Below are 24,829 nucleotides of genomic sequence, written 5' to 3'. Positions count from 1 at the left end.
GATGGAAATATAAACATTTCATCAAAAAGTGCGGTTAGAATGCTCAAATTTTTATCGCTATAATTTCTTACGTAATGAAACTTCACCACCATTAAACATCTGAATTTTATTGCCACATAATACTTTTAAATAACCGTGTTCATCTATGCCTTGTTCAATACCTGAAATAACGCCTTGTTCAGTCAGCACATTTACTTCACTATTTGAAAATGCATTATATAATTGCCATGCTTGTTGAAATTCCGTATTAATACCATTTTTCTCAAAGATATTTAAACGTGTATATAAATGTTGTGTGAGTTTGGGTAATAAGGTTTGTCGGTCTACATCAGGATCTATTTCACATACTTCCGCATAAGGCTGACTAATTTCTGTTTGTTTTGGCAACAACACATTAATACCTACGCCAATCACTAAATTGAGCATACCATTTTTATGGTTAGCGATTTCAACCAAAATTCCACCTAACTTTCGCCCATCAAACAAAATATCATTAGGCCATTTCACTTGCACGTTTAACACTTCAGCAATCGCCAAACCAATGACCAAACTCAGGCCTTCGATAGGTTTTCTCGGATCAAACGTCCAATAAAAACTAAAAATGATTTGCCCGGCAAAAGGCGATAACCATTGGCGACCACGTCGACCGCGTCCTGCAGTTTGATATTCAGCCACACAAAGATCGCCTTTTTTTAAGGAAGGAATATTTTGTAGTATCCATTCATTTGTAGAGGAAATAATCGGCTGATAATGGATACTATAAGGAAAAAGTGCGGTTGAAATTTGCTGAGGATTTAATAAAGGAAGACTAGGCACTAAGCAATAATTTTGGCCATCAACGACAATTTCCAAGCCTAGCTCACGTAGTTGTTTAATGTCCTCTTCAATATCCAGAGAAAACTTTTCCAATTCAAACCGCACTTTCGGCTGACAGTCAGCTAAATATGTCAATAAAGCGAAATTCATCATTTATTCCTTGTGGCAAACGGAGCGAAAATCATAGCATAAATCCAAAAATTTCGTTTTCAAAATCAAGCAAAATCTGTATAATCCCGCCGCAATATTTTTTAACTTCAACTTAGCGAGAATATTGCAATGTCATTACGCATTAAACAAGAAGCTCTGACTTTTGACGACGTTCTACTCGTCCCCGCTCATTCAACTGTTCTTCCGAACACAGCTAACCTCTCAACTCAACTCACCAAAGAAATTCGCTTAAATATTCCTATGCTTTCTGCCGCGATGGATACTGTCACAGAAACCAAATTAGCGATCTCTTTAGCACAAGAAGGTGGCATCGGCTTTATTCACAAAAATATGACGATCGAACGCCAAGCGGATCGTGTTCGTAAAGTGAAAAAATTTGAAAGTGGTATCGTATCTGAACCTGTAACTGTTTCGCCTGATTTAACCCTTGCAGCACTTGCTGAAATGGTAAAGAAAAACGGCTTCGCAGGCTACCCTGTTGTGGACAGTGAAAATAACTTAATCGGTATCATCACTGGCCGTGACACGCGTTTCGTAAAAGATTTAAGCAAAACTGTTTCACAATTAATGACGAAAAAAGAAGACTTAGTCACCGTAAAAGAAGGTGCAAGCCGTGAAACAATTTTAGAATTAATGCATCAAAACCGTGTAGAGAAAGTACTTGTAGTAGATGATGCATTCAAATTAAAAGGCATGATCACCGTTAAAGACTTCCAAAAAGCGGAACAAAAACCAAATGCATGTAAAGATGAATTCGGTCGTTTACGCGTAGGTGCAGCAGTAGGTGCTGGCCCAGGCAACGAAGAACGTATCGACGCATTAGTAAAAGCGGGCGTAGATGTATTGTTAATCGACTCTTCCCACGGTCATTCCGAAGGCGTATTACAACGCGTTCGTGAAACTCGCGCAAAATATCCAAACTTGCCTATCGTTGCGGGTAACGTAGCAACAGCTGAAGGTGCAATCGCACTTGCAGACGCAGGCGCAAGCGCAGTGAAAGTAGGTATCGGCCCTGGCTCTATTTGTACCACTCGTATCGTGACGGGTGTTGGTGTTCCACAAATCACGGCTATCGCAGATGCCGCTGCGGCATTAAAAGATCGTGGTATTCCAGTTATTGCTGACGGCGGTATCCGTTTCTCTGGTGATATTGCAAAAGCTATCGCTGCAGGCGCAAGCTGTGTAATGGTTGGTTCTATGTTTGCCGGTACTGAAGAAGCGCCAGGTGAAATCGAACTTTATCAAGGTCGTGCATTTAAATCTTACCGTGGTATGGGTTCATTAGGTGCAATGGCGAAAGGCTCTTCAGACCGTTACTTCCAATCTGATAACGCAGCAGACAAACTCGTACCAGAAGGTATCGAAGGCCGTATTCCATACAAAGGTTACTTAAAAGAAATCATCCACCAACAAATGGGTGGCTTACGTTCTTGCATGGGCTTAACTGGCTGTGCAACCATCGAAGAATTACGTACAAAAGCAGAATTCGTTCGCATCAGTGGTGCAGGTATTAAAGAAAGCCACGTTCATGACGTAACCATTACTAAAGAAGCGCCAAACTATCGTATGGGCTAATCCGTAAGGTGGGCTTTAGCCCACCTTTTGTTGTTTTAAAGTGCGGTTGATTTTTGCAAAATTTTGGAGAAAATTGACCGTCTATACTATCAATAATAAGAGCATTATAAATGACAAATATCCACAACCATAAAATTCTGATCCTCGACTTTGGTTCACAATATACTCAGCTGATTGCGCGTCGTGTGCGTGAAATCGGTGTGTACTGCGAACTTTGGGCGTGGGATGTGACTGAAGAACAAATCCGTGAATTTAATCCAGACGGTATTATTCTTTCTGGTGGTCCTGAAAGCACCACTGAAGAAAACAGCCCACGAGCGCCTGAATATGTATTTAACGCAGGCGTGCCTGTATTAGGTATTTGTTACGGCATGCAAACCATGGCGATGCAACTTGGTGGTTTAACTGAAACCTCTGAACATCGTGAATTCGGCTATGCTTCTGTTTTAATGGATAATCCGACCGCACTTTTCGCTCATTTAAATGATGGCGATAGCAAATTGGATGTATGGATGAGCCATGGCGATAAAGTAACGCGTTTACCTGAAAACTTCCAAGTTACTGGTACGACTCCAACCTGCCCAATTGCGGCAATGTCTGACGAAAATCGTCGTTTCTACGGCGTACAATTCCACCCTGAAGTAACCCATACCAAAAAAGGTTTGGAATTATTGATGAATTTCGTGGTGAACATTTGTGGTTGCGAAACCAAATGGACTGCAGAAAACATTATCGAAGATGCCGTTGCTCGCATTAAAGAGCAAGTGGGCGATGATGAAGTGATTTTAGGTTTATCTGGTGGTGTGGACTCTTCTGTGGTTGCATTACTTTTACACCGTGCTATCGGCAAAAACTTACACTGTGTATTCGTGGATAACGGTTTACTCCGCTTACACGAAGGCGATCAAGTCATGGAAATGTTTGGCGATAAATTCGGCTTGAACATTACCCGTGTTGATGCAGAAAGCCGTTTCTTAGGTGAACTTGCAGGCGTATCAGATCCTGAAGCGAAACGTAAAATTATTGGTAAAGTATTCGTAGATGTATTTGATGATGAATCGAAAAAACTCACTAATGTGAAATGGTTGGCACAAGGTACGATCTACCCTGACGTGATCGAATCTGCAGCAAGCAAAACCGGTAAAGCACATGTGATTAAATCACACCACAACGTAGGTGGCTTACCAGACTATATGAAACTTGGCTTAGTTGAACCTTTACGTGAATTATTTAAAGATGAAGTACGTAAAATCGGTTTAGCATTAGGCTTACCGGCTGAAATGATCAACCGCCACCCATTCCCTGGTCCAGGTTTAGGCGTCCGTGTATTAGGCGAAGTGAAAAAAGAATACTGCGATTTATTACGCCGTGCAGATGCAATCTTTATCGAAGAATTGCGCAATAGCGGTTGGTATAAAAAAACCAGCCAAGCCTTCAGCGTATTCTTACCTGTGAAATCTGTAGGTGTGATGGGCGATGGCCGTAAATACGATTGGGTTATCTCACTACGTGCAGTAGAAACCATCGATTTTATGACCGCACATTGGGCGCACCTGCCTTATGATTTATTAGGCAAAGTGTCTAACCGCATCATCAACGAAGTGAACGGCATTTCCCGCGTGGTGTATGACATTAGCGGAAAACCACCAGCCACTATCGAGTGGGAGTAAAAAAGCACTTTTTCAGATACGTTCTAATTATTTCAGTAACTTTAATAAGTGCGGTTAATTTTCACCGCACTTTATTTTTGTTTAAAAGCCCTTCTATGCCAATCACAATGAGACTTAACCAAATAGGCACATAGGTAAAATAGTCGCTTGTGGTTATTTGATTATCCAGCACAAAGACAGCTATTAAAAAAAGCAATATGGGTTCGATATAACTCAACACCGCAAAAATACTGACTGGAATTTGTTGGCTTGATTTTAAGTTGGCTGAAAGCGAAATCGCACTCACCATGCCAAGTGCTGGTAGCAATAACCAATAACGATATTCTTGCGTAACTAAAGAAAGCGTCGTACTTTGATAAAGAATATGAATAACGCAAGGAATCGAAATTAAAATAATATCCAATGTAATCCCTTGTAGGGCAGGGATTTTCATCAATTTACGGCTTAGATAATAAAATGGATAAACCGTACAAACCCACAAGCTTGTCCATGAAAAACTTTGAGTGTGCCATAATTCATGTGCAACACCGCAGGCAGCCAGTAAAAGTGCGATTTTCTGAATAAGTGATAAGCGTTCTTTTAACCAAACCCATCCTAAAACAGCCATAATCAGCGGAAAAAGGAAATATCCCATCGCAATATTTACCCCTTCGCCATTGAGCGGAGCCCACATAAAGAGCCAGAATTGACTTCCCGCATCTAATGTCCCCAGTAAAAATAAAACCCAACGCATCCAACTTTTTCCTAAAGTTGTCGTAATAAGAGACAAAAGAGAGCGGCAACCAATAGTCGGGAATAAAATTAAAAGTAACCCAAAGATCATGGTTAACATACGCCACGCAAAAACATCCGTTCCGCTAAGTGGTTGGAGCCATATGCTAAATAAATACAATATGCCAAATAAACATTGTGAAAAAATGCACAATAATACGCCTTGAGTGACTACTTTCATCTTGGACCTCATCTCATCAATATGATTATTATAAAATCCCAAGACAATAAAAAATCTCAACTTTATTTTTATTGTGATAATATTTTTCCCAATTATTACATTTTTGAGAAATTATCTTATGCAAACACTGGATAAATTAGATCGTCATATTTTGAATGTATTACAACAAGATGCCATGATTCCGTTAAAAGAATTGTCAGAAAAAGTGAATAGTTCTGTTGCAACCTGTCAACGACGTGTACAAGCATTAACTGATTCGGGAGTTATTACAAAACGAGTTGCGGTAGTTTCCCCAAAAGCCGTTGGGCGTACGATTAGCGTGTTTGTTATGGTTGAAATGGACAATCAACACTCTTATTATCAAGAGCAATTTGAACGAAAAATGCGCCAAGAAGACGAAGTGGTGAGCTGTTACGAAATCTCAGGTGACTATGATTTTATGTTGCTACTCCATGCAAAAGATATGGAAAGCTATCACGCATTCACACGTCGAGTATTGACTGGCGAATTTCATGTAAGAACTTATAAAAGTTTATTTGTAATGAATTTTACCAAAGCAGATAGTGGAATTATCTTATAGAACAAGTGCGGTAAATTTTGCTCTTCTCCCACAAAGTGGAGCTAAATAATTACCGATAAATTTAACTGAAATTAAAAGGACTGGGTTCGATACAATATCGTCATCAGTCCTCAAGTAAATAATTTAGTTTTTGAGGTCAAAGCAAATTTACCGCACTCTTCTTATGAACCTAAACGCTGACGCACAATTTCAAATAAACATACCCCTGTTGCGACAGATACATTTAATGATGAAACTGAACCAGCCATTGGAATGCTAATCAGTTGATCGCAATGTTCACGCGTTAAACGACGCATTCCTTCGCCTTCAGCTCCCATAACAAGTGCTAGTGGCCCTGTCAGTTTGCTTTGATAAATGGTTTCAGTGGCTTCGCCAGCAGTGCCAACCACCCAAATATTATGATTTTGCTGTAAATCGCGTAGTGTGCGAGAAAGATTGGTTACACGAATTAACGGCACGGTTTCTGCTGCACCACAAGCAACTTTACGCGCGATAGATGTTAATTGTGCCGATTTATCTTTTGGTACGATCACGGCTGCTGCGCCCGCTGCATCAGCTGTTCGCAAACATGCTCCCAAGTTGTGTGGATCCGTCACGCCATCTAAAACTAATAAAAGCGAATTTTGTTTATTCGCAAGAACTTCATCAAGATCATTTTCATTAAGTTCTTTTGCCGCTTGTACTCGAGCAATGACACCTTGATGAACCTCTCCATCGGCTTTTTTATCAAGGGTTTGTCGATTAACGAATTGCACACCAATTCCTAGGGAATAAAGCTCGTTTAAGAGTGGCTGTAGACGTTTATCTTCACGGCCTTTAAGTACGAAGACTTCAATTAAACGTTCTGGTGAATGAGTTAAAATACTATTAACAGCATGAATGCCGTAGATTTGTTCTGACATAAATTTCTCTTTTTCTTATTTGAATTTTTAATTCATTCCATAATGGGAAGTGAATTATTTTCGTTTTCTAGATGTTTTCTTCGAAACTTCTTTCTTTTTTACCGCACTTTTTCGTTTTTTGGATGCTTTAGACGGTAGTTCTTTAAAGACTTTCTTGGCTTTTTCTTTCGCGGTTTTTCCAGCACGACGAGGCTTACGTTCACTCCCTATCAGCGAGAAATCGACCATTTTATTTTCTAAATGTACTGCTTCAACTTTGATGCGAACTTTATCGCCTAAGCGATATTGCATTCCGCTATTCTCACCGATTAGACGCTGTTTTGCCGCATCGAATTGGTAATAATCATTTTCTAAGGTAGAAATATGGACTAAACCATCGATGAATAAATCATCTAAGCGTACAAATAAACCAAATCCCGTCACAGATGAAATAACACCGCTAAATTCACCGCCGACATGATCTTGCATATATTCACATTTTAGCCAATCTGCCACTTCACGCGTTGCGTCGTCAGCACGGCGTTCGGTCATTGAACAGTGATTGCCAAGTAAATCCATTTCATCAAAAGAGTAATGATAACCGCCAGTATCAGTTGTTTTACGTTTTGCGCCTTGTTCTTTAGCGAGTAAATACTTGATGCCTCGATGAAGTGTTAAGTCTGGATAACGGCGAATTGGTGAAGTAAAGTGTGCATACTCTTCCAAAGCCAAACCAAAGTGCCCGATATTATCAGCGTGATAGACAGCTTGGCTTAATGAACGTAGCAACATTGTTTGAATAAGTTCATGATCAGGTCGTTCTTTAACTTTTTCTAAGAGAGCAGCATAATCTTTTGTGGTTGGTTTTAAGCCACCTTCTAAAGTTAAACCAAACTCACTTAAGAAAGTGCGGAAAGATGTTAATTTTTCTTCGCTCGGGGTGGCATGAATACGATATAACGCTGGCTCTTTATGTTTTTCCATAAAATTGGCTGCTGCGATATTCGCAAGAATCATACATTCCTCAATGATTTTGTGGGCATCATTACGAACAACTGGTTCAATACGGTCAATTCTCCCCATTGCATTGAAAATAAACTTAGTTTCAATGGTTTCAAAATCGATCGCACCACGTTGATGACGCGCACCAAGCAACGCTTGATAGAGTTTATAAAGTTCTTCTAAATGAGGCACCAGCGTAGAATAACGAGTGCGTAATTCTTCATCGCCTTCAAGCATTTGGGCTACTTTGGTATAAGTGAGGCGGGCGTGAGAATTCATCACCGCTTCATAAAAGCGATAATCTGTGAGCTTACCTTTGGCTGAAATTTGCATCTCACACACCATACACAAACGATCCACTTGAGGGTTAAGAGAGCATAAGCCATTCGATAAAATTTCAGGTAGCATTGGTACAACTCTGTTCGGAAAATAGACCGAGTTACCACGATTATGCGCTTCTACATCCAAAGCGGAACGTAAACGTACGTAATAACTGACATCCGCAATCGCTACCCAAAGTTTCCAGCCCTTGCCGTGTTTTTCACAATAAACGGCATCGTCAAAATCGCGAGCATCTTCACCATCAATGGTCACAAGCGGTAAATTGCGTAAATCCACACGGCCTTTTTTGGCTTCTTCAGGGACTTCTTCAGTGAATTTTTTTACGTATTTTTCCACCGCACTTGGAAACTTATGGGGAATATCGTGGTTACGCAAGGCGATTTCCACTTCCATTCCTTTCGCCATGTTATCGCCTAGAATTTCAGTGATCACGCCAATTGGCTGGTTAAAACTGGCAGAACGTTCTTGCAATTCGACAACGACAACTTGTCCCATTCGAGCACCATTACGATGTTCATTTGGCACGAGAATATCTCGGCCAATTCTACTGTCATCAGGCACGACATAGCTAAAACCGTTTTCTAAGAAAAACCGACCCACAATTTGTTTTTTACGACTTTCTAATACGCGTACAATTCTCACTTCACGGCGACCACGACGATCTAATCCAGCAGGCTGAGCTAAGACAAAATCTCCATGCATGACTCTTTGCATTTGATGGTTTGGAATGAATAAATCATCCTTTTTGCCATCGACCTGTAAAAAACCAAAACCTTCGCGATGACCAATTACAGTGCCTTTAAATAAATCTAATTTTTCTGGCAAGGCATAGCGTTTACGTTTGGTGAACACTAATTGGCCGTCATTTTCCATCGCTCGTAACCGGCGACGCATCGCTTCTATTTGATCTTCATTTCGAATGGAAAGTGCGGTCAAAATTTCATCCCGATTCATCGGTGTATTATTGTCTCGAATAACGCTTAAAATAAATTCACGGCTCGGGATTGGATTGCTGTATTTTTCCAATTCTCGTTTGTAATGCGGATCTTGGTTAATTAAGTTTTTACGTTTTTTTGTCATTATTTTTTACAGTTTTAAAAAGTGCGGAGAGTTTGACACTGTAAGGGGGATAATGCAAGGAAAAGAAAATCTGCACTCGTGATGAGTGCAGATAGAAAGTGAATTAAGCCGATTTTTTGGTAAAGCCAATATAGGCGCAGAATATAAATCCAAGAACTAAAGCGTAAGGCGTGAATTCACCAATGCCAGAGCCTGAAGCAGCAAGGCTTAAACGATGTGCAGCGGCTGCACCTAAAATCATACCAAGCACAAAAATGGCGGAGTCGTTATCGCCTTCACCAAGATGAACTAAATGTTTGCCTGGGCAACCACCGCCAAGGGCGAAGCATAATCCGCAAAGTGCCATGCCGAGGAAGTTCCAAAGATATTGATTATGTGCACCAGGTTGTTGTTCAAACCCTAAATGGAATTGGCCAAGTAAAGCATTGGTAATAGCAGCAAATACCACTAAAGCGATGACCCCATTCAATAATGAAGAATCACGGAATAGAATGAAATTGCGAAATGCGCCAATTGAGCAGAAACGTGATTTTTGCATTAATACGCCTATGATTAACCCGCCTGCTAAAGATAATGCCCAAAATGCATGTTGTGCGCCGGGGCCTTTTTGTGAGAAATAAAGGGGTAAGCCTTCGCCAAAACTAAATTGTGTGATAACGCCAATAAGTAATAAACCCGCGATAATCACAGAAATCCAGCCTGTAATAGGAGCTTGTTCTTTTGCTTTGCCGAGCGAAAATCCTCGATTGCTAAAGAAAATTCCGACTAGTACGCCGACAAATAAACCGACTATACCTGCAATCGCAGATAAATCTCCGCCTCCTAAACGCAAATATGCACGCCATGGACAACCTAAGAATGTTAGGGCACCAATCATGGCAAATGCCCCTAAAATTAAACGAATAAATGGTGATGAACCACCACGAGCTCGGAATTCTTTTGCAAATAACGCACTCACTAATGCACCGAATATTAATCCGATGAGTTCTGGGCGAATATATTGAAGTGGAGCGGCTTGATGTAAGCCAATGGAGCCAGCTGTATCGCGTAAGAAACAGGCCGCGCAAAATCCCATATTGCCAGGATTTCCGCTATAAGTAAGTAGTGGAGCGATGATACCAAGTGCAGCACCTGCAACCACAGGCCATTTTGATCCTTTCATAATGAAACCCTTGTGATATCTAAAGTTAAACTAAATTGTGTACTCTCGAATACTCGAAAAGCATGTTCATTTTAATCTAAGAAGTTAAATGGTAAAGAATGTTTTGATGAAAAGATGAGATAAATCAAAAATTTGGTAGGAAGAAAGTGCGGTAAAATTTTTATTGATTGTCGTAATGAAAATAAAAGATCTATACTAACTCCGTTTATTTTTTACTCGGAAGATACGATGACAGAACGTTCAGCCAATATCATTACCCACGATCCTTTTGGTAGCTTACTTGGATATGCGCCTGGTGGCGTGGCAATTTATTCCTCAGATTACAATACTGCGGATGATAAAGAGTTCCCAAATGATGCTGCATTTCGGAGTTATCTAGGGCGAGAATATATGGGCTATAAATGGCAGTGTGTGGAATTTGCACGTCGTTATCTATATCTCAATCATGGCGTCGTGTTTGCTGATGTCGGTATGGCGTATGAGATCTTTTCTTTACGTTTTTTACGCCAAGTAGTGAACGATGCCTTGTTGCCCTTGCAGGCATTTGCTAATGGTTGCAAACGTAAACCTCAAGCAGGTTCCTTATTAATTTGGCAAGAAGGGGGCGAATTTAAACACACGGGGCATGTGGCAATTATCACTGAGGTATTGGCTGATAGAATTCGAATCGCCGAGCAAAATGTGATTCATTCCCGCTTGCCAAGTGGTCAGCAATGGACGCGTGAATTGCCGATGATTGTTTCAGAACAAGGATATTTTTTACAGGATACTTTTAATGATACTAAAATTCTTGGTTGGATGATTCAAACGAACGATACTGAATTTTCAGAACCTCAACCTTTTCCAAAATCAACCGCACTTCGGTTACAAGCTCATCATGTTGATAATCATGGGCAATTTAGTGGGAAATGGTTAAATGAAAATGAACCATTTGATACGGCTTATATCAAGGCGATGGGCGGACATAAAGTAAGTCATTCTGATCAATATCGCTATTTCGCTATGTCTGAAAGTGCTCAACAGGAATTAATTCACGCCACGAACGAACTGCATTTAATGTATTTACATGCGACAGATAAGGTACTCAAAGATGATAACCTATTGCAGTATTTCAATATTCCGAAGCTCCTTTGGCCACGCTTAAGACTTTCTTGGCAAAATCGCCGTTATCAGACGATTACTGGTCGTTTAGATTTCTGTATGAGTGAACGAGGTTTGAAAGTCTATGAATATAATGCCGACTCAGCTTCTTGCCATGCTGAAGCAGGCGATATTATGAATCGCTGGGCAAAACAAGCTGATTGTGTATTGGGGGAAAATCCATCCGATGGTTTGCGTAATGCATTGGCTGATTGTTGGCAACATAGTCAAGCCTCAAAATTAGTTCATATTCTGCAAGATCACGATGATGAAGAAGATTATCATGCCATGTTTATGCAACAAGCATTGGTACAAGCGGGATTTCAAGCCAAAATTATTCATGGAACAGAAGGCTTACATTGGGATAATCGTGGCCGCCTGATTGATGATGAAAATAACCAAGTTCAAACCGTTTGGAAAACCTGGGCATGGGAGACCATGCTAGAACAACTTCGTGAAGATACAACAGGAATGGAAGTCGCTCCACCTATTCGCACAGGTTATCCTGAAGATAAAGTGCGGTTAATTGACGTACTACTTCGCCCTGAAGTGTTGGTTTATGAACCGCTTTGGACGGCAATTCCAAGCAATAAAGCAATTTTACCGGTGCTTTGGTCTTTATTCCCTAATCATCGTTATTTGTTAGAGGCAAGTTTTCATCTCACACCAAACTTAATTCAAAATGGCTATGCACAAAAACCAATTGCAGGTCGCCGAGGTGATAACGTTAAATTGATTGGTGAAAATAATTCGATGCTAGACACAACCGATGGACAGTTTGGTCAGCAAGATAGTATTTATCAACAACTTTGGTGCTTACCACAAGTGGAAGAGCAATATTTGCAAGTCTGCACTTTTACCGTGGGGGGGCATTATGGTGGAACTTGCCTACGTTCTGATTCGAGTCGAGTGATTGTAGGCAATAGTGATATGCAACCATTGAGAGTGTTGAAGGATAAATAAAACACCTTGTGATATTAAGAATGGGTTTTACGCAATGCTTTTCCAATTAAAATGCTTGCAACTAACATCACTAAAGTCGGAACCAACCAAGCCATTCCTTCAGATGAAAGAGGGAAGTGTTCCAATAATGAATTAATGCTTTCTGGTAACATTTTAACGTTATTTAAGCTGTCACATAAACTAAAACAAACAGTTACGATTAATGTGCTGTTGTATGTAAATTTTATTGATGGAAGTTTTTTGCGTAAGAATTGCAATAATACAAGCACAATAGCTACTGGATAAATTAATAACAAAGCTGGGATCGTTATGCGAAGTAGATCCGTTAAACCATATTGTGAAACAGTGATTGTCATTGCGGTAAAAAGTGCGACCCAAAACGGATAAGAAAAACGCACAGAGAATTTTGAAAAATAGTCAGCGGCAGCACTCGTTACACCAACAAGGGTTGTTAAGCTCGCTAATACAATAATACCCGCCATAATCCAAGTCCCAGCAGAACCGAATAAGACATTTACATAACGAGAGAAAATTTGTCCGCCATTAGTTGCACCTTCTGCAACTGCAGCACTAGTCGCACCTAGATAGAAAAGCGAAAAATATAAACCCGCAAGTAGAATGACTGAAACAAATCCGGCTGAGATAGTGTATTTAACGATATCTTTGGGTTCAGTTACATTTTTTGCGGCAAGTGCGCGAGCGACGATTCCACCGAAAGCAATGGCTGCGAGTACATCCATGGTTTGATAACCACTGATTAAGCCGATTAATAAAGAATGGCCATTTTCATACGCTTTACTTGGCGCTTGAATTTCAGATAAAGGTGAAATGAAGACAGTGACGGCTACAGCAACTAATAACACAAGCAATGCAGGTGTCATGAATTTACCAACACTTGAAATAATGGTATTTGGGCGAATCATAAAGCCCATCGCAATTAAGTTGAAAATTAATGAAAAGAGGAAACGAACACTCTTATTATCTTCCACTAATCCTAAAGGTAACCACGCCATTTCGTAAGCAACATTCGTGATACGTGGCATTGCAAAGGTAGAGCCAATGGTTAGATAAAGTATAACAAGAAAACCTGCGCCCGCCCATTTAGGTAAATCTTTCGTGAGTTCTTCACCACGACCTAAAATAGATACAATAACAAGTGTAATAAAAGGCATTAAAACGCCAGTTAATACAAAACCAAAGGAGGCTCCTGCCCAATGTTGTCCAGAAGTAAAGCCTTCCATTGGTGGAAAAATGATATTACCTGCACCTAAAAATAAGGCGAAGATCATCATTCCTAAAACGATAATATCTTTACGTGAAAACATAATTTTTTAACTCTAAAAATAAAAAGGCCTGCATTCTACTACAAAGTGTAGAAAATCCCTATTCTGTAAAACTAAAAATGTGAATTTCGTCACAATATGAAGAATCTTATCGACAATTCGATAAAAATCCCTGCAAAATCGACCGCACTTTTCCCTTTGAGGGCAAAAATATGCTAGGATTCAGCCTCTGTTAATTTTTTGTTATTTATTTTTGGAAGGAGTTTGCGTGGTACAACTGATTCAACGTTTTTTAAAATTAGAATCCGCTGGTGGTATTTTGTTGCTTTTTTCTGCTGCAGTAGCGATGTTGCTGGCTAATTCGCCATTAAGCAGTCAATATCATGATTTTTTGAATTTGCCAGTCAGTTTGCAAATTGGCAGTTTCTCTATTAATAAAACCTTAATCCACTGGATTAACGATGGTTTTATGGCGGTGTTTTTTGTGTTAGTGGGAATGGAAGTTAAAAAAGAATTATTTGAAGGTGCACTTTCTTCCTACCAACAAGCTATTTTCCCTGCCATTGCTGCAGTGGGTGGAATGATCGTGCCCGCATTGGTTTATTGGTTTATTGCAAAACAGGATCCTAGCCTTGCAAATGGCTGGGCTATTCCTATGGCGACAGATATCGCTTTTGCACTTGGCATCATGGCATTATTGAGCAAGCAAGTGCCATTGCCTCTAAAGATTTTTTTACTCGCACTCGCTATTATTGATGACTTAGGCGCGATTGTTGTAATTGCGCTGTTCTTCTCTCATGAATTAAGTGTGCAGGCTCTAATTTTCTCAGGTATTTCTATTTTGACTTTGGTTTTATTAAACCGCTTTAGAGTTAGCGCGCTTTGCGCCTATATGGTGGTTGGAGCAATTTTATGGGCGTCTGTTTTAAAATCTGGTGTTCATGCGACGTTGGCTGGCGTGATTATTGGTTTTTGCATTCCATTAAAAGGTAAAAAAGGTGAACGACCATTACACGATTTTGAGCACATTCTAGCGCCTTGGTCATCCTTCGTTATTTTACCGCTCTTTGCATTTGCCAATGCAGGCGTTAGTTTTGACGGTATTGATGTGAGTATGATTTCATCGCCATTATTATTGGCTATTGCGTGCGGTTTAATTATAGGTAAACCAGTCGGCGTTTTCGGATTTAGTTATATTTCCGTTAAGTTGGGATTAGCTAAATTACCGGATGGAATCAATTTTAAACAAATTTTTGCCGTCGCAGTTTTATGTGGTATCGGCTTTACGATGTCAATGTTCTTAGCAAGCCTTGCTTTTAATGCGGATGCTGGAGAAAGTGTCAATACGCTTTCTCGTTTAGGAATCTTACTCGGTTCAACGGTTTCGGCAACTCTTGGGTATTTATTCTTAAAACAAACGACAAAACTAAACTAATCATACACAAAGTGAGGTAAATTGATCTGCAGCCCTAAAAGTTGGACTAAATAAGCGACCGATGACATACAAACTATGTCAAGAAAAGAAAACTATCTAAACAATGCGGAAATGGAAAGTTTATTTGGTCGATTAAAAACGGAATGTTTTTATAGTTGAGAATTTAACTGTAGCGAGGAAATAATTGATACAGTAAGATATTACTATCATTACTACTCCTTAAATAAACATTCCTTTTTAGCAGATCAATTTACAGAACTTTTGTTTTATAAATTCAAGCAAAATGAGATAATGCAATTTCTAATTTATTAGTTGCAATTATTTCGTTGGTTCGAGAATTTTAGTCACCACTTTCAAATACTCAATCGCCAAGCTATGTTGCGCAACACTGGCATTAAAAACTAAGTCTTCGGAAAGTACGCCACAAGGTTGCTCTTTCGGTACCTCGCCATTTTCGTAAGCCTCGAAATCCTCTCGCCAATCCCCTTCGAAGTAATAATGTTCTAAGCTTTTCATCTTGGGTAAAAACGCCTGCCATTTTTCCAAAAACTGCTCCGCCTCTGCAAGAAAACCATTTGCCTCATCTAAAATACTTTCCATTTCGACAAGTTGAGATAATCGTTCTTTTGATAGCATGTTTTTCTCCCATTCAATTAAAGTGCGGTTAAATTTTACCGCACTTTTCCCATATTAATATCTTACTAACTCTCGGAAAGCATAGCATAAATAATCTATATTGAATGTAAAGATTGTAAAGTTTGGTAAAGTGATCCCTCCAAAAGTTGGACTAAACAAACCAACAATTTAGGTGCAGATTTTATTATGGGCAAACAAGATAATTGAGTCATTTTATATCCAGACCAAGACTGGCGTATCTGATAATAGCTTATCGTCTAATTTTGGCTACAAATCGCATCATTCCAAAGTATGTCTAGAAAAGGAGATAGTTAATACAGTAAAGGATTATTGGGATTACTATAATCACTAACGAATTCAACTGAAATTAAAAAGGACTGAATACGATACAATATCGTCATCAGTCCTTAAGTAAATATCCCAGTTTTTTTGAACTCAGTTCAAATTTACCGCACTTTTTAACACCTATTGTCTATCTTGAACTTCTGCGTTGGCGTAATCAATAGTAACAACCTTACCAGGTAATAACGCACCAGATAGAATTTGTTGTGCCAAGCTATTTTCGATCTCTTGTTGAATTGCACGTTTCAATGGACGCGCGCCATAAATTGGGTCGTAACCCACTTCACCAATGAAATCTAATAAAGCATCGGTAAACACCAATTCGTAACCACGAGTTTCCATACGTTTTGCTAAGCGCTCTAATTGAATATTTGCAATCGCACGAATATTCTCTTTACCAAGCGGATGGAATACCACTGTCTCATCAATACGGTTGATAAATTCCGGACGGAAATGCTGGCTCACCACAGACATCACTAAGGCCTTCATTTCGCTATAACTTTCGTCTTTGCTGCCCTGAATTAAATCAGAACCCAAGTTAGAGGTCATAATCACCACGGTGTTACGGAAGTCCACAGTACGACCTTGCCCGTCAGTTAAACGACCATCATCCAACACCTGTAATAAGATATTGAACACATCCGCATGGGCTTTTTCAACTTCATCTAATAAGATCACTGAATACGGACGACGACGAACAGCTTCAGTTAAATAACCGCCTTCTTCATAACCAACATAACCCGGAGGTGCCCCAACTAAGCGAGAGACACTGTGTTTTTCCATAAACTCTGACATATCAATGCGTACCATCGCATCTTCACTATCAAACAAGAATTTAGCCAAAGTTTTGCAAAGCTCTGTTTTACCTACGCCTGTTGGCCCTAGGAACAAGAAAGAACCAATTGGGCGATTAGGATCGGAAAGACCAGCACGACTACGACGAATTGCATTTGAGACGGCATCAACTGCTTCTTCTTGGCCAATCACTCGTTTATGTAGTTCATTTTCCATGCGCAAGAGTTTTTCTTTCTCGCCTTCCATCATTTTTGATACTGGAATGCCAGTGGCTTTAGAAAGCACTTCTGCGATTTCTTCATCTGTGACGCGATAGCGCAAAAGCGTCATTTCTTTTCCTTCGCTGGTTTCAGCTTGCTCAAGTTGCTTTTCAAGAGCAGGGATACGGCCATATTGCAACTCAGACATTTTAGCTAAATCACCCGCACGACGAGCTTGTTCTAGTTCGGTTTTTGCAGTATCTAACTCTTGTTTAATATGTTGAGAGCCAGAAAGCGTTGCTTTTTCAGATTTCCACACTTCTTCAAGTTCGACATATTCACGTTCTTTGTCAGCCAATTCTTTCTCTAACATTTCTAAACGTTTGCGACTTGCTTCGTCTTCTTCTTTTTGTAACGCCTGTTGTTCCAATTTTAATTGGATAATACGACGTTCAAGGCGATCAAGCGGTTCAGGTTTAGAATCTATTTCCATACGAATGCTAGACGCTGCTTCATCGATCAAATCAATCGCTTTATCTGGTAACTGACGATCGGAAATATAACGATGTGAAAGCGTTGCTGCAGCGACAATCGCAGGGTCAGTAATATCTACATGGTGGTGAATTTCATAGCGTTCTTTCAAACCACGTAAGATCGCAATCGTATCTTCGACACTTGGTTCATCCACAAAGACTTTTTGGAAACGACGTTCAAGTGCGGCATCTTTCTCGATATATTGACGATATTCGTCTAGTGTTGTTGCGCCCACACAGTGCAATTCACCGCGAGCTAAACTTGGTTTTAACAAGTTACTGGCATCCATCGCACCATCGGTTTTACCTGCGCCAACCATAGTATGAATTTCATCAATAAAGAGGATAACGCGACCTTCTTCTTTCGAAAGTTCATTGAGTACCGCTTTTAAACGTTCTTCAAATTCACCACGATATTTCGCCCCAGCAATTAATGCGCCCATATCTAATGAAAGTACGCGTTTATTTTTCAAACCTTCTGGCACTTCGCCATTTACAATACGTTGTGCTAAACCTTCTACAATCGCCGTTTTCCCCACACCGGGCTCACCAATTAATACTGGGTTGTTTTTGGTACGACGTTGTAATACTTGAATCGCTCGACGAATTTCTTCATCACGTCCAATCACAGGATCAAGTTTGCCACTTTCGGCACGAGCGGTTAAATCAATCGTATATTTTTCTAATGCTTGTCTGCTTTCTTCTGCATTTTGATCGTTCACGTTTTGTCCCCCTCTAATTTGCTGAATGGCTTGCGAAATTTGCTCTTTTTTCGCACCGCACTTTTTCAGAATATCGCTGATCATTCCACGTTCTTCTAAAGCTGCCAGCAAAAACAATTCGCTTGAAATAAATTTATCTTGGTTTTGCTGTGCAAATTTATCACATAGATTAAGTAAATTAATGAGCTGGCGTGAAAGTTGTACATCACCGCCATTGCCAATAACCTGTGGCAATTTATTTAGTTCAGTTTTTAATTCATTACGCAATAAAGTTACATTTACGCCACTTGCAGTTAAAATTGGTGCAATGGACCCGCCCTGTTGATTTAAAAGTGCGGTCAATAAATGCACTGGTTCAATAAATTGATTATCTTTTCCGATAGCAAGTGATTGTGCTTCGCTTAAAGCGTCTTGGAATTTTGTCGTAAATTTTTCAATGTTCATACACTTTCCTCAATTTAGTTTTGGCTTTCGCCGTTTGCCTAAATTAAGTAAGATCGTTTGAAAAGATTTCAAGAGAAAAAATGAAATATTTTTGATTTTATCTATCAATAAAAATCTAATGATAGGTTTCAGCCCACCAAAATATCGAATAGTGAGACATCCCAATGCTCAGTGGGAAGATTTTCTACTTGCTGACATTGATGCGCTAAACCTACAGGAATAAAAGACTTATTTTGCCAATTCTGCAATGTGCGATCATAAAATCCACCGCCCATGCCAAGGCGATTTCCCTGTTTATCAAAAGCCACTAACGGCGTAAATAAAATATCCAGTTCATCTAATGGTAAAACATTTTGAACATTCAGCTTTGGCTCCCAAATACCAAACTGATTTTGTTCCATTGGCGTATCAGGTAAATAGCGTAAAAACAATAAATGATGTTTAGTAAAAGGGTGTAAAATAGGCAAATACACATTTTTATTTTGCATCCAAAGGGACTGGATTAAGGCCTTTGTAGAAATTTCACCATCAAAAGAAAAATATAATGCAATATTTTTGGCTTGTCGTTGGTCGATAAGATTTAACGCCTGTTGAGTCACTGATTGTTCAGCTTTTTGCTGTTGAAGTGCGGTTAAATTTGCGCGTATTTTTCGAATTTCAGCGCGGATTTGCTGGCGTTTTTGAGTATTCATAGACATGAAAAGAGAAGATAGGACCCAGAGTGCCGCTGCGGGCGGTAGTCCTTGAACCCGACGGTTCAAGGAAATCAGTTGATACCGTTTTCAGGTTTCTCAGCCCAATGAACGAGTCAAAGGTTAAGCCTACACACCAACGATAGGAAACCAATTTATAAGATTTAAAGTATCGGCTCAGGGACATAGCCTACTGACGAACACTCCAGGTAATTCTTATGGGTTTATACTAGCCCAAATTCTCAGTATTGACTAGCATTTATTTATCAATTTTGATGAGTTGATTATAAAACGACAAAACAGGTGTGATAACACAAATTAGTTTTAGGTATTTATTGATCTTGGAGAGGAGAATCTAAAGAATATGGCGGTGACTTAAGTAATTTTTAACTAATTGCGCTGAATTAGCTACATCTTTTAATTTGAAAAAATCTCAGCTCTATTTCACCGCACTTTACAATTTAATATTGTTCTTTATTTACACGAATATTTTCTAACGAATGGTCTAATTGTTGGATACCCGTTCTCAATACCTCTTCAATTTTAGCTGCTTTATTTTTTTCTTGGCTTAATTCAAAACTCAAATTGAGCGCCACAATCGAAAGCACACGCTCAAGCTGAATAAGGCCTGTCTTTTCTTTCATTTCGGAAACCAATATATCTAAATTACGCGCAGCTTGGCGCAATAATTCTTCTTGTTCAATGGGCACGTTTAAACGCAAGACCTGACCCAAAACTAAAATTTCGACCAATTTTAACGACATTTGATTTCCTTAAATTAAATATTTGAGTGGCTGATATTATGCCATAGCAAAAAACGTTCGTCACAAATTTTACATTGAATCCGCCGTTCGCTCATCACCATAAATTACGCTATAATGCCCGCATTTTTCAGTTTAAAACGAGATTTTTATGGCCCAAATTGCAACAAATCCACTTGTATTAGTAGATGGTTCTTCTTATTTATATCGTGCATTTCATGCCTTTCCTCCTTTAACTAATGCCGCAGGTGAGCCAACGGGTGCGATGTACGGCGTGTTAAATATGCTAAAAAGCCTCATCTCACAAGTACAACCCACTCATATAGCTGTTGTTTTTGATGCAAAAGGAAAAACTTTCCGTGATGAAATGTTTGAACAATATAAATCTCACCGTCCACCAATGCCTGATGATTTACGCAAACAAATTCAGCCTTTGCACGATATGATTCGCGCATTGGGGATTCCACTTTTAGTGGTGGAAGGGGTTGAAGCTGATGATGTGATCGGTACGCTCGCACTACAAGCATCTAGTTTGGGTAAAAAAGTGCTCATTAGTACTGGCGATAAAGATATGGCACAGTTAGTTGATGACAATATTATGCTCATCAACACCATGAATAATAGCTTATTGGATCGCGAGGGTGTGATTGAAAAATACGGTATTCCACCTGAACTCATCATTGATTATCTAGCACTCATGGGCGATAGTGCAGATAACATTCCGGGCGTTGCTGGCGTTGGAGAAAAAACCGCACTTGGTTTACTACAAGGCATCGGAAGTATGGCTGAAATTTATGCCAATCTTGAAAAAGTAGCTGAATTGCCAATTCGTGGTGCAAAAAAACTAGGTGAAAAATTACTGGCTGAAAAATCCAATGCAGATCTTTCTTATACATTAGCAACCATCAAAACAGATGTTGAACTTAACGTGACAACAGATGAATTGTTGCTTGGAGAAAGTCAAAACGATCAACTCATTGAATATTTTGGTCGCTACGAATTTAAACGCTGGCTTAATGAAGTGATGAATGGCGCAGACTCCATTACCCAAACCACTGAACAGCCTATGAAAATGAACCAGTATCAGGCGACCTCACCAGCTAAAAATTCTGTGGAAAATAGTGCGGTGGAAAATACGCCTAAAATTCAAATCGATCGTACAAAATATGAAACCTTGCTCACTCAAGCGGATTTAACCCGCTGGATTGAAAAACTCAATGCAGCAAAACTCATTGCAGTGGATACTGAAACAGACAGTCTTGATTATATGTCTGCAAATTTAGTAGGTATCTCTTTTGCTCTTGAAAATGGCGAAGCCGCTTATTTACCATTGCAATTGGATTATTTGGATGCACCAAAAACACTCGAAAAATCGACCGCACTTGTGGCTATCAAACCCGTTTTAGAAAATCCTGATATTCACAAAATTGGACAAAACATTAAATTTGATGAAAGTATTTTTGCCCGTCATGGCATTGAATTACGAGGTGTTGAATTTGATACGATGTTGCTTTCTTATACGCTAAATAGTACGGGTCGTCATAATATGGATGATTTAGCTAAACGTTATTTAGGGCATGAGACTATCGCATTTGAAAGCATTGCAGGAAAAGGAAAAGGCCAGCTGACATTTAATCAAATTCCATTAGAACAAGCCACAGAATACGCGGCAGAAGATGCAGATGTGACAATGAAGTTACAACAAGCGCTATGGTTAAAATTGCAAGAAGAACCAACGCTTGTTGAATTGTATAAAACAATGGAATTACCATTACTCCATGTGCTTTCTCGCATGGAACGTACGGGCGTTTTGATTGATAGTGATGCCCTCTTTATACAATCTAACGAAATTGCCACAAGATTAACCGCACTTGAAGAACAAGCTTACGCATTAGCGGGTCAGCCATTTAATTTGGCCTCCACAAAACAATTACAAGAAATTTTGTTCGATAAACTTGGGCTACCTGTTTTACAAAAAACACCAAAAGGTGCGCCATCAACGAATGAAGAAGTATTGGAAGAATTAGCTTATAGCCACGAATTACCAAAAATTTTGGTCGAACATCGTGGCTTGAGTAAACTTAAATCCACTTACACGGATAAACTGCCTCAAATGGTCAATTCACAAACAGGCCGAGTGCATACCTCTTATCATCAAGCGGTGACGGCGACAGGACGTTTATCATCAAGTGATCCAAACTTACAAAATATTCCAATTCGGAATGAAGAAGGTCGTCGTATTCGACAAGCATTTATCGCGCGTGAGGGTTATTCTATTGTCGCCGCTGACTATTCTCAAATTGAGTTACGCATTATGGCGCATCTTTCGGGCGATCAAGGCTTAATTAATTCCTTCTCTCAAGGCAAGGATATTCACCGATCCACGGCTGCTGAAATCTTCGGTGTATCATTAGATGAAGCCACCAGCGAGCAACGTCGCAATGCTAAAGCAATTAATTTCGGCTTAATTTATGGAATGTCCGCCTTTGGACTTTCACGCCAGCTTGGTATTTCCCGTCTTGATGCACAAAAATACATGGATTTATATTTCCAACGCTACCCTGGCGTACAGCAATTTATGACCGATATCCGTGAAAAAGCGAAAGAACAAGGCTATGTGGAAACGTTATTTGGTCGCCGTTTATATTTACCTGATATTAATTCTAGCAATGCCATGCGTCGTAAAGGAGCAGAACGCGTAGCGATAAATGCACCGATGCAAGGCACGGCTGCGGATATTATTAAACGAGCGATGATTAAGCTTGACGAAGTAATCCGTCACGATCCAGATATTGAAATGATTATGCAAGTACACGATGAATTAGTGTTTGAAGTGCGGTCAGAAAAAGTAGAATTTTTCCGTGAGCAAATTAAACAACACATGGAAGCCGCTGCGAAATTAGTTGTTCCGTTGATTGTGGAAGTGGGTGTTGGACAAAATTGGGATGAAGCGCACTAAGGAATTTAGCCATGAATAAAGTTATTCAAAGTCGCCACTTTACGGCAGAACGTGCCTGGGGAGCCCTTGATATTACCAATATGAATGGTATTTCGGTGCGTCTTCACTGGACAAATAAACCTTACAAATGGCATATCAATGACGGTGAAGAAGTCTTTGCGGTGATGGATGGTACGGTGGAAATGCGCTACAAAGAAGAGGGCCTAAAGAAAGCCGTATTGCTCCATACGGGTGATATTTTTTATGCGAGTATCGGTACCGAACATGTTGCTCATCCACAAGGTGAAGCGCGCATATTAGTCATAGAGAAAGAAGACAGTATTTAAAAAGAATTTTATGAATCAAGAAAGACTCAACGAAATCGAAAAACCATTAATTCAAATTGTAGAACGCGATGTTGTTCCTGCACTTGGATGTACAGAGCCTATTTCTCTGGCACTTGCATCTGCAACAGCGGCTAAACATTTAGGAAAAACACCTGAACGCATTGAAGCCAAAGTGTCTCCTAACTTAATGAAAAATGGATTAGGCGTTGCAGTACCAGGAACGGGCATGGTGGGCTTACCAATTGCCGCAGCGATTGGTGCTTTGGGCGGTGACCCTGAAGGTGAGTTAGAAGTGTTAAAGCACATCACGCCAGAGCAAGTTTCCCAAGCTAAAGCGATGCTTGATAAAAAGCTCGTTAATGTGGATATTCATCAAACCGAGCATATTTTATATTCAGAAGCTGTGTTGTTTACGGATAATGACCGAGTGAAAGTCGCCATTCAAGATCAACACACTAACATCATTTTGATTGAAAAAAATGGCGAGATCATTTTTGAGAAAGAGCATGATGAATGCGCTGATTGTGATCCTTATGATATTTTCAAGCAGGTGAGCGCACGTGAAATTTTTGAATTTTCTTGTGAAGTTGATCTCGATAAAATTCGCTTTATCGAACAAGCTGCCACACTCAATCGAGCACTATCTAACGAAGGATTGAGCGAAAATTACGGCCTACATATTGGTAGAACGCTACGCAAACAAGTTGGTAGTGGCTTAATGTCAGATGATTTACTCAGTAAAATTATAATCGAAACCACTGCAGCCTCCGATGCCCGTATGGGCGGGGCTACATTGCCAGCAATGAGTAATTCAGGCTCTGGCAACCAAGGTATTGCCGCGACTATGCCTGTGGTTGTGGTCGCCGATTATTTAAACGTGAGTGAAGAAAAACGTCTCCGAGCGCTCTTCTTATCACACTTAATGGCCATTTATATCCACAGTAAATTGCCCAAACTCTCTGCCCTTTGCGCAGTAACAACTGCATCAATGGGAAGCTGTGCAGGTATCGCCTATTTGCTTACAGGGAAATTTGAAACCATGAGCATGGGGATTTGTAGTATGATTGGTGACATCAGCGGAATCATCTGCGATGGTGCATCTAATAGCTGTGCAATGAAAGTCTCCACCAGCGTGGCTTCAGGCTATAAATCAGTACTTATGGCAATGGATGAGACCCATGTTACTGGCAATGAAGGTATTGTCGAACACGATCTTGATCGAACCATTGATAATCTCTGCGCTATTGCATCAAAAAGTATGCAACATATCGACAGACAGGTTATTGAAATTATGGTGAGTAAACCTTGTCCTTAATGAAAATAAAGTGCGGTGAAAAATAAAGAAATTTCAATTTCACTCGAATTTA

The 24,829-nt window shown here is 39.8% G+C and carries 18 protein-coding genes and 1 other RNA gene; 8 read left to right on the top strand and 11 right to left on the bottom strand.

Features of this window, described 5'->3' with window-relative positions; translation table 11 throughout:
* Nucleotides 1-57: 57 nt before the first annotated feature.
* On the bottom strand, nucleotides 58-966 hold the full coding sequence (birA, locus tag AAX18_RS01325; RefSeq protein ID WP_046952699.1) for a bifunctional biotin--[acetyl-CoA-carboxylase] ligase/biotin operon repressor BirA: 909 nt from the start codon (nucleotides 964-966) through the stop codon (nucleotides 58-60).
* 129 nt (nucleotides 967-1,095) lie between these two features.
* On the opposite strand from birA, the gene guaB reads away from it, so the two are divergent.
* Both guaB and guaA read left to right on the top strand, forming a co-directional pair.
* Nucleotides 1,096-2,562, top strand: a complete 1,467-nt coding sequence (gene guaB / locus AAX18_RS01320; RefSeq protein WP_046952698.1) for an IMP dehydrogenase — start codon at nucleotides 1,096-1,098, stop codon at nucleotides 2,560-2,562.
* A gap of 110 nt (nucleotides 2,563-2,672) precedes the next feature.
* The gene (gene guaA, locus AAX18_RS01315) at nucleotides 2,673-4,232 is read left to right on the top strand and encodes a glutamine-hydrolyzing GMP synthase (protein WP_046952697.1); all 1,560 of its coding nucleotides are present in this window, start codon (nucleotides 2,673-2,675) and stop codon (nucleotides 4,230-4,232) included.
* 61 nt (nucleotides 4,233-4,293) lie between these two features.
* On the opposite strand, the gene rarD is transcribed toward guaA, so the two are convergent.
* On the bottom strand, nucleotides 4,294-5,184 hold the full coding sequence (rarD, locus tag AAX18_RS01310) for an EamA family transporter RarD (protein WP_046952696.1): 891 nt from the start codon (nucleotides 5,182-5,184) through the stop codon (nucleotides 4,294-4,296).
* Between the two features lie 118 nt (nucleotides 5,185-5,302).
* Between rarD and AAX18_RS01305 the strand changes: the two genes are divergently transcribed.
* A complete protein-coding gene (locus AAX18_RS01305) occupies nucleotides 5,303-5,764 on the top strand; it encodes an Lrp/AsnC family transcriptional regulator (RefSeq protein WP_005629427.1) in 462 nt (153 codons plus the stop codon).
* Nucleotides 5,765-5,925: 161 nt separating this feature from the next.
* On the opposite strand, the gene rlmB is transcribed toward AAX18_RS01305, so the two are convergent.
* The 3 genes from rlmB to yedE form a co-directional block, all read right to left on the bottom strand.
* Nucleotides 5,926-6,666 carry a 23S rRNA (guanosine(2251)-2'-O)-methyltransferase RlmB gene (gene rlmB / locus AAX18_RS01300; protein WP_005629428.1) on the bottom strand — a complete coding sequence of 247 codons (741 nt, stop codon included), beginning with the start codon at nucleotides 6,664-6,666 and terminating at the stop codon, nucleotides 5,926-5,928.
* Nucleotides 6,667-6,720: 54 nt separating this feature from the next.
* Nucleotides 6,721-9,069 carry a ribonuclease R gene (rnr, locus tag AAX18_RS01295; RefSeq protein WP_046952695.1) on the bottom strand — a complete coding sequence of 783 codons (2,349 nt, stop codon included), beginning with the start codon at nucleotides 9,067-9,069 and terminating at the stop codon, nucleotides 6,721-6,723.
* A 103-nt stretch (nucleotides 9,070-9,172) separates the two neighbouring features.
* Nucleotides 9,173-10,231, bottom strand: coding sequence for a YedE family putative selenium transporter (gene yedE / locus AAX18_RS01290; RefSeq protein WP_046952694.1), 1,059 nt, complete (start codon nucleotides 10,229-10,231; stop codon nucleotides 9,173-9,175).
* A 228-nt stretch (nucleotides 10,232-10,459) separates the two neighbouring features.
* On the opposite strand from yedE, the gene gss reads away from it, so the two are divergent.
* On the top strand, nucleotides 10,460-12,334 hold the full coding sequence (gene gss / locus AAX18_RS01285) for a bifunctional glutathionylspermidine amidase/synthase (RefSeq protein WP_046952693.1): 1,875 nt from the start codon (nucleotides 10,460-10,462) through the stop codon (nucleotides 12,332-12,334).
* Between the two features lie 14 nt (nucleotides 12,335-12,348).
* Here gss and brnQ read toward each other — a convergent pair whose 3' ends face one another.
* On the bottom strand, nucleotides 12,349-13,659 hold the full coding sequence (gene brnQ, locus AAX18_RS01280) for a branched-chain amino acid transport system II carrier protein (protein ID WP_046952692.1): 1,311 nt from the start codon (nucleotides 13,657-13,659) through the stop codon (nucleotides 12,349-12,351).
* Nucleotides 13,660-13,885: 226 nt separating this feature from the next.
* Here brnQ and nhaA point away from each other — a divergent pair, with 226 nt between their 5' ends.
* Nucleotides 13,886-15,052, top strand: coding sequence for a Na+/H+ antiporter NhaA (nhaA, locus tag AAX18_RS01275; RefSeq protein WP_046952691.1), 1,167 nt, complete (start codon nucleotides 13,886-13,888; stop codon nucleotides 15,050-15,052).
* Between the two features lie 318 nt (nucleotides 15,053-15,370).
* Here nhaA and AAX18_RS01270 read toward each other — a convergent pair whose 3' ends face one another.
* The 5 genes from AAX18_RS01270 to AAX18_RS01255 form a co-directional block, all read right to left on the bottom strand.
* The gene (locus AAX18_RS01270) at nucleotides 15,371-15,688 is read right to left on the bottom strand and encodes a DUF4298 domain-containing protein (protein WP_046952690.1); all 318 of its coding nucleotides are present in this window, start codon (nucleotides 15,686-15,688) and stop codon (nucleotides 15,371-15,373) included.
* Between the two features lie 465 nt (nucleotides 15,689-16,153).
* Nucleotides 16,154-18,724, bottom strand: a complete 2,571-nt coding sequence (gene clpB, locus AAX18_RS01265; protein ID WP_046952689.1) for an ATP-dependent chaperone ClpB — start codon at nucleotides 18,722-18,724, stop codon at nucleotides 16,154-16,156.
* Between the two features lie 128 nt (nucleotides 18,725-18,852).
* Entirely contained in the window at nucleotides 18,853-19,416 is a 564-nt protein-coding gene (locus tag AAX18_RS01260) for a 5-formyltetrahydrofolate cyclo-ligase (RefSeq protein WP_046952688.1), read from the bottom strand.
* A 17-nt stretch (nucleotides 19,417-19,433) separates the two neighbouring features.
* Nucleotides 19,434-19,631: non-coding RNA, 6S RNA (gene ssrS, locus AAX18_RS08660), on the bottom strand.
* Between the two features lie 246 nt (nucleotides 19,632-19,877).
* The gene (locus AAX18_RS01255; RefSeq protein ID WP_046952687.1) at nucleotides 19,878-20,180 is read right to left on the bottom strand and encodes a cell division protein ZapA; all 303 of its coding nucleotides are present in this window, start codon (nucleotides 20,178-20,180) and stop codon (nucleotides 19,878-19,880) included.
* Between the two features lie 148 nt (nucleotides 20,181-20,328).
* Here AAX18_RS01255 and polA point away from each other — a divergent pair, with 148 nt between their 5' ends.
* The 3 genes from polA to AAX18_RS01240 are packed head-to-tail and all read left to right on the top strand — an operon-like array spanning nucleotide 20,329 to nucleotide 24,777.
* The gene (gene polA, locus AAX18_RS01250; protein ID WP_046952686.1) at nucleotides 20,329-23,136 is read left to right on the top strand and encodes a DNA polymerase I; all 2,808 of its coding nucleotides are present in this window, start codon (nucleotides 20,329-20,331) and stop codon (nucleotides 23,134-23,136) included.
* 11 nt (nucleotides 23,137-23,147) lie between these two features.
* On the top strand, nucleotides 23,148-23,462 hold the full coding sequence (locus AAX18_RS01245; RefSeq protein WP_046952685.1) for a cupin domain-containing protein: 315 nt from the start codon (nucleotides 23,148-23,150) through the stop codon (nucleotides 23,460-23,462).
* Nucleotides 23,463-23,472: 10 nt separating this feature from the next.
* The gene (locus tag AAX18_RS01240) at nucleotides 23,473-24,777 is read left to right on the top strand and encodes an L-cysteine desulfidase family protein (RefSeq protein WP_046952684.1); all 1,305 of its coding nucleotides are present in this window, start codon (nucleotides 23,473-23,475) and stop codon (nucleotides 24,775-24,777) included.
* Nucleotides 24,778-24,829: the final 52 nt, after the last annotated feature.

It is taken from the genome of Haemophilus haemolyticus (assembly GCF_001008205.1).
GTDB lineage: Bacteria > Pseudomonadota > Gammaproteobacteria > Enterobacterales > Pasteurellaceae > Haemophilus > Haemophilus haemolyticus_Q.
The sequence above is the reverse complement of the archived record's forward strand: the minus strand, read 5'-3'. Positions and strand labels throughout refer to the sequence as shown.

Bases quoted from the DNA above. Each gene is read 5' to 3' on its own strand.
- AAX18_RS01255 (WP_046952687.1), bottom strand. From the start codon at position 20,180: ATGTCGTTAAAATTGGTCGAAATTTTAGTTTTGGGTCAGGTCTTGCGT.
- AAX18_RS01245 (WP_046952685.1), top strand. From the start codon at position 23,148: ATGAATAAAGTTATTCAAAGTCGCCACTTTACGGCAGAACGTGCCTGG.
- AAX18_RS01305 (WP_005629427.1), top strand. From the start codon at position 5,303: ATGCAAACACTGGATAAATTAGATCGTCATATTTTGAATGTATTACAA.
- AAX18_RS01240 (WP_046952684.1), top strand. From the start codon at position 23,473: ATGAATCAAGAAAGACTCAACGAAATCGAAAAACCATTAATTCAAATT.
- guaB (WP_046952698.1), top strand. From the start codon at position 1,096: ATGTCATTACGCATTAAACAAGAAGCTCTGACTTTTGACGACGTTCTA.
- yedE (WP_046952694.1), bottom strand. From the start codon at position 10,231: ATGAAAGGATCAAAATGGCCTGTGGTTGCAGGTGCTGCACTTGGTATC.
- AAX18_RS01270 (WP_046952690.1), bottom strand. From the start codon at position 15,688: ATGCTATCAAAAGAACGATTATCTCAACTTGTCGAAATGGAAAGTATT.
- polA (WP_046952686.1), top strand. From the start codon at position 20,329: ATGGCCCAAATTGCAACAAATCCACTTGTATTAGTAGATGGTTCTTCT.
- rlmB (WP_005629428.1), bottom strand. From the start codon at position 6,666: ATGTCAGAACAAATCTACGGCATTCATGCTGTTAATAGTATTTTAACT.
- rnr (WP_046952695.1), bottom strand. From the start codon at position 9,069: ATGACAAAAAAACGTAAAAACTTAATTAACCAAGATCCGCATTACAAA.
- rarD (WP_046952696.1), bottom strand. From the start codon at position 5,184: ATGAAAGTAGTCACTCAAGGCGTATTATTGTGCATTTTTTCACAATGT.
- guaA (WP_046952697.1), top strand. From the start codon at position 2,673: ATGACAAATATCCACAACCATAAAATTCTGATCCTCGACTTTGGTTCA.
- birA (WP_046952699.1), bottom strand. From the start codon at position 966: ATGAATTTCGCTTTATTGACATATTTAGCTGACTGTCAGCCGAAAGTG.
- AAX18_RS01260 (WP_046952688.1), bottom strand. From the start codon at position 19,416: ATGAATACTCAAAAACGCCAGCAAATCCGCGCTGAAATTCGAAAAATA.
- clpB (WP_046952689.1), bottom strand. From the start codon at position 18,724: ATGAACATTGAAAAATTTACGACAAAATTCCAAGACGCTTTAAGCGAA.
- brnQ (WP_046952692.1), bottom strand. From the start codon at position 13,659: ATGTTTTCACGTAAAGATATTATCGTTTTAGGAATGATGATCTTCGCC.
- gss (WP_046952693.1), top strand. From the start codon at position 10,460: ATGACAGAACGTTCAGCCAATATCATTACCCACGATCCTTTTGGTAGC.